This window comes from Bradyrhizobium sp. WYCCWR15520 (genome assembly GCF_056174665.1).
The window spans coordinates 1-9,199 of record NZ_JBWBWM010000095.1 but is presented as its reverse complement, the minus strand read 5'-3'; the positions used below and the strand labels follow the sequence as shown (position 1 = coordinate 9,199).

Annotated in this window: 10 protein-coding genes and 1 pseudogene; 1 reads left to right on the top strand and 10 read right to left on the bottom strand. The window is 59.8% G+C overall.

Annotation, left to right across the window (positions count from 1 at the left end; all coding sequences use genetic code 11):
- Window positions 1-291: 291 nt before the first annotated feature.
- The 9 genes and pseudogenes from AC0QUY_RS41585 to nifH form a co-directional block, all read right to left on the bottom strand.
- Complete coding sequence (locus AC0QUY_RS41585) at window positions 292-588, bottom strand: ferredoxin family protein (RefSeq protein WP_065754704.1); 297 nt, start codon at window positions 586-588, stop codon at window positions 292-294.
- 32 nt (window positions 589-620) lie between these two features.
- Entirely contained in the window at window positions 621-1,928 is a 1,308-nt protein-coding gene (locus AC0QUY_RS41580) for an FAD-dependent oxidoreductase (RefSeq protein WP_161855614.1), read from the bottom strand.
- Between the two features lie 10 nt (window positions 1,929-1,938).
- A complete protein-coding gene (locus AC0QUY_RS41575; protein ID WP_161855615.1) occupies window positions 1,939-3,048 on the bottom strand; it encodes an electron transfer flavoprotein subunit alpha/FixB family protein in 1,110 nt (369 codons plus the stop codon).
- 372 nt (window positions 3,049-3,420) lie between these two features.
- Window positions 3,421-3,596: pseudogene (locus tag AC0QUY_RS41570) on the bottom strand (nitrogen fixation protein FixA); the annotation flags it as partial.
- Window positions 3,597-4,070: 474 nt separating this feature from the next.
- Complete coding sequence (gene nifW / locus AC0QUY_RS41565) at window positions 4,071-4,412, bottom strand: nitrogenase stabilizing/protective protein NifW (RefSeq protein WP_161855616.1); 342 nt, start codon at window positions 4,410-4,412, stop codon at window positions 4,071-4,073.
- Window positions 4,413-4,612: 200 nt separating this feature from the next.
- The gene (nifV, locus tag AC0QUY_RS41560; RefSeq protein WP_161855617.1) at window positions 4,613-5,800 is read right to left on the bottom strand and encodes a homocitrate synthase; all 1,188 of its coding nucleotides are present in this window, start codon (window positions 5,798-5,800) and stop codon (window positions 4,613-4,615) included.
- Window positions 5,801-5,973: 173 nt separating this feature from the next.
- Complete coding sequence (locus AC0QUY_RS41555; protein ID WP_246738321.1) at window positions 5,974-6,474, bottom strand: Fur family transcriptional regulator; 501 nt, start codon at window positions 6,472-6,474, stop codon at window positions 5,974-5,976.
- 22 nt (window positions 6,475-6,496) lie between these two features.
- The gene (locus AC0QUY_RS41550) at window positions 6,497-7,213 is read right to left on the bottom strand and encodes a nitrogen fixation protein NifQ (RefSeq protein WP_161855619.1); all 717 of its coding nucleotides are present in this window, start codon (window positions 7,211-7,213) and stop codon (window positions 6,497-6,499) included.
- A 118-nt stretch (window positions 7,214-7,331) separates the two neighbouring features.
- Entirely contained in the window at window positions 7,332-8,216 is an 885-nt protein-coding gene (gene nifH / locus AC0QUY_RS41545) for a nitrogenase iron protein (protein ID WP_028350602.1), read from the bottom strand.
- 236 nt (window positions 8,217-8,452) lie between these two features.
- Between nifH and AC0QUY_RS41540 the strand changes: the two genes are divergently transcribed.
- Window positions 8,453-8,839 (top strand): hypothetical protein, encoded by a 387-nt coding sequence (locus tag AC0QUY_RS41540; protein ID WP_202639125.1) that lies wholly within the window; start codon window positions 8,453-8,455, stop codon window positions 8,837-8,839.
- On the opposite strand, the gene AC0QUY_RS41535 is transcribed toward AC0QUY_RS41540, so the two are convergent.
- A partial coding sequence (locus AC0QUY_RS41535; protein WP_474417136.1) for a hypothetical protein occupies window positions 8,836-9,199 on the bottom strand: 364 nt, incomplete at its 5' end. The two genes, AC0QUY_RS41540 and AC0QUY_RS41535, sit on opposite strands and share 4 nt — an antisense overlap.

The window sequence follows — 9,199 nt, the reverse complement described above, 5'->3', positions numbered from 1 at the left end:
AGCTGAAAAGGCGTTCCGCATGCTCATCTTCGCCGCGCATCCCGATCCTCAGTCGAAAGGAATCAACCACATGCACAGAATCACACTCCGATCGCCTCGCAAAACGACTTTTTCAGCAGCCTGCTAGGAGAATCTGATTGCGAGGCAAAGCTCCCGCGACCGTTCCGTGCGCCGGGCGCATCACCAGCTACCGCCATTGATAAGGCTCTCCGCACAAGAAGGGCGCGGAGACATGGATTTGCCGTGAGATGCCTTAGCAACGGCGTTCACGCTGAGCCTGCTGTGCAGTTCTCATCCGAACTTGAACAACACACCGTATCCGCCACGCGGATAGCTCCATTCGATGTCGCCGGTGGGCTCGCCGATGACGCGGCAGGTGCCGCACTCGATGCAGCCGTCGACGGTGACCTCGACTTGCCCCTTATCGTTGAGCTCATAGCAGCGCGCCGGGCAGACCTTTAAAAGCGCAAGCAACTGCGGGGATGGCTTCGTGTGTGCGCGCACTTTGACGTGAGGACGACCGACGTCGACAAGATAGCGGTTATAGAACAGCTTGTCCTCGACGCGCACTGATGTCTCGACATTCATATTTCAGCTTCCTTGACTTCGATTTGGGCTGGTTAGCGCCATGCACGGGCGAGGCGGAATGCATCGCCAAATAGACCGGTCCAGGACCGCGCGTTGACAAAAGATTTCATTGTCACCTTCTCTTTCTCAGCCTTCGGCGTACCGTCGACGCGTACATAGTTCTGCATCGCCTTCGAGACGAGCTGCGGATAGGTAAGAAAGAAGTTTTGCGAGTTGGTATGCATCAGCATCGGCATATCCTTGTGCTTCTTCAGATCCTTAATCACGAAAGAGTCATCCAGCATCTTCTTGTAGACTGACAGATTTGCCGCGGTCATGGGTTGGCAGTGCGATTTCACCTGGACAATCGCTTCCGCCGCGATGCGGCCCGAAGTCATCGCGAGGTTAGAGCCCTCGCGATGAATGGCATTGTTGAGCTGCGCCGCATCGCCCACCACCACCCAGCCGTCGCCATAGAGCTGCGGGATCGCCTTGTAGCCGCCTTCAGGAATGAGGTGGGCGGAATATTCCTTGACCTCCGAGCCCTCGATCAGGGGCGCCACGGATGGGTGACGCTTGAAACAGTCGAGCAGCCCATATGGCGTCTCTCCGGTGCGCTGAAAGTCGGCGACGATACAGCCGATGCCGATCGAGATGCACTCTTTATTGGCATAGATGAAGCCCATTCCGGTCATGCCACGGGAAATGGTGCCGGCCGCTTCGACAACGACGCCTTCGTCACCCTTGAGATTGAAGTGGGCCTCGATGGTCTCACGCGGCAAAAAGTGCATTTCCTTAACCGCGAGTGCTACCTTGTCGGGCTTGGGCCGCTCGCGCAGGCGCGCACGCGTACCGAGAAGGCCGTTCACGCCTTCGCCCAGCACCACGACATCTGCTTGGATTTCGCCGTCGGAGCGATCCGTATGAACACCGATGACTTTCCCATTGGCGTCCCGCGCGAGCTCAGTGACGGTGGTCTCGCACAACACGGTCGCGCCGGCCTCGCGCACTTTCGAGGAGAACCATTTATCGAACTGCGCGCGGATGATCGTATACCGGTTCGGCCGCTCCTCGTTGAAGTCTTCGGAGCGGTAGTGCACACCGAAATGGGAGCGATCGTCCATTATCCAGAACCGTTGCTCGACGAGATGACGTTCGAGCGGCGCGTCATCGCGGAAGTCCGGGATGAGCTTTTCGAGCATGTCGGCATAGAGGATTGCGCCTTGAACATTCTTCGATCCGGCATATTCACCGCGCTCGAGCTGCAGCACCTTCATGCCGCGTTTAGCCATCGTTAGCGCCGCCGCGTTGCCCGACATGCCGGCGCCGACCACGATTGCATCGAACTTCTCCTCGATCACAACAACCTCCTTAGCTCGCGATACGGTCGCGCGAATGCGGTGAAAGCCGTGCACGAAATGCGGCCGTCAGCGCCGGTAACAAGTGCATAGCGTCGTTGACGACGCCGATATGGGCAAAGTCAAAGATTGGCGCGTTCTTATCGGTATTGATGGCGACGATCAGATCGGCGCCCTCCACGCCGACCCGATGCTGGATCGCGCCAGAAATGCCCGCGGCTATATAGAGCTTTGGCCGGATGGTCTTGCCCGTCTGGCCGATCTGCCGGTCGGAGGTGACCCAGCCCTTTTGTACCAGCGGACGCGAACAGCCATATTCGGCGCCGAGGACGGTGGCGAGCTGTCGTACCAGCTGGAAACTCTCCGGCGAGCCCAACCCCAGCCCGCCGGCGACGACGACGTCGGCATACGCGAGATTGGATTTGGCCGAATCACGGTCCGGCAGAAAGGATAGCACTTTGGTGACGATGTCTTCTTCGAGCAGGCGGAGCGGATGGACGACAATGCGGGCGGCATCGCGCGCGACACGCTCTGGCATCGGCATCACGCGCGGGCGGACGGTTGCCATCTGCGGCCGGTAATTCAACGTGTAGATCGTGCAAAGCAGCGATCCGCCAAAGGTCGGACGCGTGGCGGCAAGCGAACCATCCGCGTCAACGTCGAGCTCAGTGCAGTCCGCAGTGAGACCCGTAAGTAGTGTAGTGGCTACCGATCCTGCAAGATCGCGACCCAGCGTGGTGGCGCCCAACAGGAGGATCTCTGGCTTGTAGGTGTTGACGAGATCGGTCAGCGCCTTCGTGTAGGACTCGTTTCGATACTCCGACAGCACATGCTCGCTCACAAGATAGGCTAGGTCGGCCCCGTAGCAGAAGGATTCGAGCGCAGCATTGCGCGTGGTTGCGGCCTCCGGGCCGATGACGACCGCGGCGAGATCAACCTTCAGCTTGTCGGCAAGCCTGCGGCCTGCGCCCATGAGTTCCCAGGAGACGGGATGCACCTGGCCGCGCTCCTGCTCGACGAAGACCCAGACGTGCTTGTAGGCCTTAAAGTGCTCGGGCAATTCTTTTTTGATTCCTGCGCGGCCGGCCGCGGCAGGCGTGGGAGCCTTGGTGACGTTGCTCATAGCTTTGAATTCCCCTCAGAACCTGCGCGCCTGCGCCACAAGATCGGTCTCTAGGTTGGGTTGGCCCTTCAAGATAGCTTTCATCAGCACCTCCATCGGCTGCTTGGGGGGCTTCCACCAGCCCCGCCTTCTCGGCACGTGGCGCCGGCGCAAAGGCCCGCTTGACGACCCGCGAGCCGAGCGCGACGCATTTCGACACTCTTCGACGTCGGCCTCCTGCGCGCTCCATTTTACAATCGGCCCCAGCGCCGCCCGCAGGGCGGCGGTCATCACGGACGGCAAATCTGGCTCGTTGCCTGCGCCATGGTTGACCAGCGGATTTGTGCGCAATATCTGCACGCCGGGTCCGGCGCGGCGCTCCGCGTCGACCGTGGTGAGCGCGGTGATCTCGCTGCCGAACTTGTCACGCAATTGGAGCGCGGCCTCGAGCGCGAACAAGTATCGGTTGATGATGCTCGGCCGCCATGACGCACCATGGTGTTGGTCACGGGATTGACGCGGATCTGCGCGGAATCGGGAACCTGCTTGGTGCAAACGATACTGTGCATGCCTTCTCCAGAGTAGCGTGGAACGCGAGTTACCATTGGCGGCCGTCTCCGGGTCAATCCCAGCCTCAATGGCGGCGTCAGAGGCAACTGCGAACGGCATTACGCTAGCGTGAGCCATAAGATGATCCCGGCGCGAGCGGCGAGCAGTGACGGCACAACATTTTTGGTTTTTCTCCAAATCTCATCTCCGACGGCAACAAAACTGTGTAGTCGGCGCCAATGACGGACTTGGCCGGAGAACAGCAAGTGTCGTACCAGTTGGGGACATCAAAAATCAGCCGTCCATTCAACAACTTAAGAAAGTTGACAAAGACTGGGCGTTAGCATCGCCGATCCTACAATTCCGACATAAGTCGCGAATGCGACAGCGCCGCTTCGCTTCATTGCTGTACAGAGTTGATCTGGATGAAGAGGAATATGGCACAACGCGCTGCACCGACATGGCTTGGGGGCAGATCTGAACCATGTGTGAGGCTATTTCAGCGAGCTCAACGGCACGAATGCCGCCGGTTTCTTGGGCTCGGCGACCGCATCCTTCAAGACCTTGAACACCCGCTGGTCGATCGGCGAGGACGCCACGAAGTCGGCATAAGCCTGCTCCAGCACCGCCTTGCACCGCGCCGTTACCTCGGCCTCCGCGCTATCTTCGAATACTTCCTTGGCGAGATATTGTCCCATGCGCTTTAAGATATGCAGGCGCGCGACATTGACAATCTTCGGGTCGTAATCGACGTCAAGCAGCGCAAAAAAGTCTTCAGCCGAGGAGGCTTTGTTGAGTCGATCCAGGATGCCGACTGCCGCCTGCATGTTGCTCATCGAGATATCTCCTTTGGGTTAGATCGCCGGCCTGTGGTCGGGACCCGACGCCGGCTGGTCATCTCCTTGCGACGCTGCTTCGCGCAGGCGGCGCTGCATATGGCCTCCAGACCTATGTCGTCGTGGATCAGCGAGGAACCTCCGTGGCACGCCGGCGGTTTCGAAGTGATCGGCTGTAATAATGCCGGACCATGGCCGCCTCACGCTCCATTGATCAACAAGCGCTCGCAGACGTCGCGCCAGATCGCCACCACCGTCTCGCACGCGACCGGTCGCTTGTGCTCGATGGCATGTTTCCGCACCCGCAACAGGATCTGTCTTGCCTCTTCGGCGCTGGCGGTGAGCTGCAATTCGTCGAGCAACGTGGTGATCGACGACAGCCCGGAATGCTTGCCGATCACAATACGGTTGGAGCGACCAAGCAAGCGGGGGTCGAGCGACTGATACGTGCGTTGATCTTTCATTAAGCCATGGACATGAATGCCGGATTCGTGGGTGAACACATGCTCACCCACGATCGCCTTGTTCAGAGGAATCGTGCGTGCAGCCGCGGCTGCCACAACGGCCGCGACGTTCTGCAGCTCCGGCAGCACGATGCCGGTGTCGCGCCCGTAGAGCTGTTTGAGAGCGACCGCGACTTCTTCCAGCGGTGCATTGCCCGCCCGCTCGCCGAGACCGATGACAGTCACCGAGGCATGGCTCGCGCCGCCCTTGATGGCGGCGAGCGTATTGGCGGTCGCGAGCCCGAGATCGTCATGGCCGTGAAATTCGAGCTCAAGATCGGTGGTCGAACGCAAACGAGCGATCAGCGCAAAGGTGGAGTCGGGATCAAGCACGCTGAGCGTATCGGCAATGCGAAAGCGCCGTGCGCCCGCGGCTTTTGCGGTGGCGATCAGCGTGGTGAGAAAATCGACATCTGCGCGGGAGGAGTCCTCGCCGCCGACGGCAACCTCAACCCCCCGCTCGCGGGCATAACTTACCACCCGTCTCACTTGCTCCAGCGCCAGCTCGCGGTCACCGCCAAGCTTGGCTCCAATCTGCACGTCAGAGGCTGGGATGGAGACATTGACCATCGACACCTTGGCCTCGATTGCCGCATCGACGTCGACTTCACGCATCCGGCACCAGCCAATGCTGGTGACCGGGAGACCGATCTCGACCACGGCTCGGATAGCCGCGATTTCCTCACTGCCCATGGCAGGCGTACCTACTTCGATCTCGGTGACACCGGCGCGCGCCAGCGCCTGCGCGATCGTCACCTTTTCGTCGGTGGTGAAGGCAACACCAGGAGCCTGTTCGCCGTCGCGCAGCGTCGTGTCGTTGAGTACGATCGGACCTGCCCATGACGTCTTGGACCATGACGGTTTGGCAGAGGCGACGGCGATCATGGAAGGCTCCTTGTTCCTGGCAAAGCAAGACTTGAGCAACCCGCATGCCAGGCCGGCGCTCGGCCCCAAGCTATTGGACTAGCTAGCAGTTTTCGGCACATTCGGATTGTCGCAAACGCGACAGCATCGCAAACTCAAGGCGTCGGCTTAACCTCACCATACGGTGGATGCCATCAACTCCGCTTGCGGCGCAGATGGATGATCAGATCGCCGCAGGAGACTTCGTGACCGCGCAGCGGCTCCGGCACATTCACAAGCAGGAGATCCGCATTGGGGACATCGAGCAGCGTATCCTCGCCATGTAGATAATAATGCGGATGCGGTGTGGTGTTGGTGTCGTATAATGCACGCGAACCATCAAGGCAGAACCGGCGCAAGAGGCCGGCTTGCGTGAACTTGTTCAAAGTGTTGTAGACGGTAGACCATGGGACCGGAAAGCCGGTCTCGCGCGCCTCGGCAAATAGCATCTCTGCGCTGACATGCCGGGCGCCCCTGGCAAACAACAGCTCGCTTAGCATCAGGCGCTGGCGCGGTCGCAGCCCGGCCTTGAGTAACACATTCTTCCAGCCGCCAACGGCGGGAGATTGCCCGCTGAGTTGGACGGAGGCCGGTTCTACCTGCACCTCCTCGAGGCTCGCACGATCCTCGGCGTCGCTGGTCGGAAGTCTGGCCAACGGCCGATCCATCCGATGTCGCTCACATCGGCCAGGCGCCGGCGGCGACCGGGACAGCCGCCTGCAGCAGAACGTCGCGTCGACGCTCGGCCATCCGGCTCTCGCCGCTTTCATCGCCAAAGCAAAGGTTGAAGTCGTTGCATTGCGTGCACACCGGTGTCGTACACATGACAAGGCCGTCGTCCTCGCACAGCGTGCGATAGAAGAAGCGCTTCCAGCGCATATTATTGGTATTGCGCGCGGCCAGTGGCGCGAAATGGCGGCCTAGGAGCCTGGATAGTTCGCCACGACCGCGCAATCCGAGGTCTTCCCACATGTGATTTGGCTCGATTGCGCGACGCGCGATCATCGCAGCTAGCCAGTTGCCGATGTCCCCTTCGGTCGAGCGTTGTGCGAGCAGGAGATCACGCAACATTGCCGCCTCGTCGATCTCATTGCGCTTGACACCCAAGGGCAACTCCTCGCGGTTTATCCGGATCGACGGGAAGTATTGCTCCAGCACCGCGGCCAGCTCGTGGCTGGACAGACCGACCTTCTCTGAAACCAGACCACCATCCATCGTGGCGGCCGCCAGAATGGACGCCAGCACGTGACGATCGAAATTGCTGTCACTGGCTATATCGGCATCTGCGGGGTCCGCCCCAGTGAGCAGGCGGTATGTCGCAATTCCCCTATGCTGCTCATCGTTCGCTTCAGTCGCTCTGGCGGCCCTAAGCGGAAAGAACTGGGCTTCAAACATGAATTGCCGACCTTTTCACAGTGATCAAGTATGTCGTGATGCTGGTCACGACATCTTTCGCCGGAGCGCCGACCTCCTAATCAGCATTGGGAAGGCCGGCCTCTCTCGGTCTGGCCTATTACTCGGCTGCGAGTTCGGCTGCGGTCTTGCCGATGATGGCCTCGTCAACGGGCTTCATGATGCCGTGTTCCATCAGCATGTCCTCGAGCTCATCCATGGAGATCGGGGTCGGGATGATGCCCTTGCCGCCATTGTTGTGGATCTTGGTTGCGAGATTGCGATAGTGATCGGCCTGCTGGGATTCCGGCGCATATTCCAGCACGGTCATGCGGCGCAGCTCCGCATGCTGCACGACGTTGTCGCGCGGCACAAAATAGATCAGCTGGGTGCCGAGCTTCTTGGCCAGCGCCTCCGCCAGTTCCAGTTCCTTGTCGGTCTGCCGCTCGTTGCAGATGAGGCCGCCGAGTCGCACGCCGCCAGAGTTGGCATATTTCAGAATGCCTTTGGAAATGTTGTTGGCCGCATACATTGCCATCATCTCGCCGGACATAACGATGTAGATCTCCTGCGCCTTGTTCTCGCGGATCGGCATCGCGAAACCGCCGCAGACGACGTCGCCGAGCACATCGTAGGAGACGTAGTCGATGTTCTCATAGGCGCCGTTCTCTTCCAGGAAGTTGATCGAGGTGATGACGCCGCGGCCGGCGCAGCCGACGCCCGGCTCTGGACCGCCCGACTCTACGCAGCGGATGTCCTGATAGCCGATCTTCATCACGTCCTCGATTTCCAGGTCCTCGACGCTGCCGGCATTCGCCGCCAGGCTCAAAATCGTGTCCTGCGCCTTGGCGTGCAGGATCAGGCGAGTCGAGTCCGCCTTGGGATCGCAGCCAACGATCAGGATCTTGTGACCCATCTCGGCCAGCGCCGCCAGCGTGTTTTGCGAGGTGGTCGACTTGCCGATGCCGCCCTTACCGTAGAACGCGATTTGTCTCAGTGAAGCCATGTTGCTCTCCATCAACCAATTTGCCAAAGATTGCGCGCTGGCTCGCGCGCGAGCTTGTTTCTCTCTCAGAAGCGAGGCACACGGGTTCAAGGGAAGGAGAGCAGCGCTCGTCTCGCGCGTCTGCGTGCACTCAGCCCTCACTCAGTGTTGCTGCATCCTGATAGCAACCGCCGTGCCAACCCTGTCCGCGCCCTTTAAGCTTCTGATTACACTTTGAAAAATTCGCGAGCCGGTGGATGAAACCAGGTGTTTTGAACGTGACAGGATTCGTGCCGCTGTCAGAAGCCGGACAAGGATCGCCAGCATCAAACGGGAAAACGCCGGCTTGGCGGGCCATTTCAATGCATTCATGCACGGAACGGAAATCTCTAATGCTCTTGCAAGCCGGTTTGTCGGAGCGGATTTTCAGGAGAGCAACATTGCAGATCGGTGTCGGACAGCCGAAAGAAGTCGACCAGCGACGGGTGATCGTGGTCGACGATGACGAGATCACCCGCGCGGCCTTGCAATTCGTGCTGCATGAGGAGATCGAGACGCACCGAGCTTGCAACGCCGGAAGAGGCCTTTGCCATGGGCGTCGATTGGCTAAAACGGCATCTGGTGTTGCTCGACGCCTTTTTTAAGCAAGAGGGGCGGCGCTGATCGGCGAACTGGCGCCCCATTTCCCGACGATCGGATCCTGATCATCTCCGACAGATCCGACCAGATACGGACCTTCGTCGAACACCACAATCACGTCCGCTTTCATGAGAGCATCGATAACCTCACTCCTGCCGATGGTTACTTCGGCAGGGCTGAGGCCGATCCTCGCCAAGCGAAAACGTGTCAAGCGCAACAGCATCATAAAGCGCCGTTCAGTATCGCTCCGGCGGAGGCCGCCTTGTGCGGTTTGGCGGTTCGTCTGAGGATTTGACCTTAAGTCTAGCCTTAAGGTCATGTGGCGAATGCAGGTGAAGGTCTTGGGCGCTGAACGTCGGCGCCGA

Coding starts and splice junctions, on each gene's coding strand:
- AC0QUY_RS41585 (WP_065754704.1), bottom strand. CDS start 588: ATGAATGTCGAGACATCAGTGCGCGTCGAGGACAAGCTGTTCTATAAC.
- AC0QUY_RS41575 (WP_161855615.1), bottom strand. CDS start 3,048: ATGAGCAACGTCACCAAGGCTCCCACGCCTGCCGCGGCCGGCCGCGCA.
- nifW (WP_161855616.1), bottom strand. CDS start 4,412: ATGAGCAACATGCAGGCGGCAGTCGGCATCCTGGATCGACTCAACAAA.
- nifV (WP_161855617.1), bottom strand. CDS start 5,800: ATGATCGCCGTCGCCTCTGCCAAACCGTCATGGTCCAAGACGTCATGG.
- AC0QUY_RS41550 (WP_161855619.1), bottom strand. CDS start 7,213: ATGTTTGAAGCCCAGTTCTTTCCGCTTAGGGCCGCCAGAGCGACTGAA.
- nifH (WP_028350602.1), bottom strand. CDS start 8,216: ATGGCTTCACTGAGACAAATCGCGTTCTACGGTAAGGGCGGCATCGGC.
- AC0QUY_RS41540 (WP_202639125.1), top strand. CDS start 8,453: ATGAAACCAGGTGTTTTGAACGTGACAGGATTCGTGCCGCTGTCAGAA.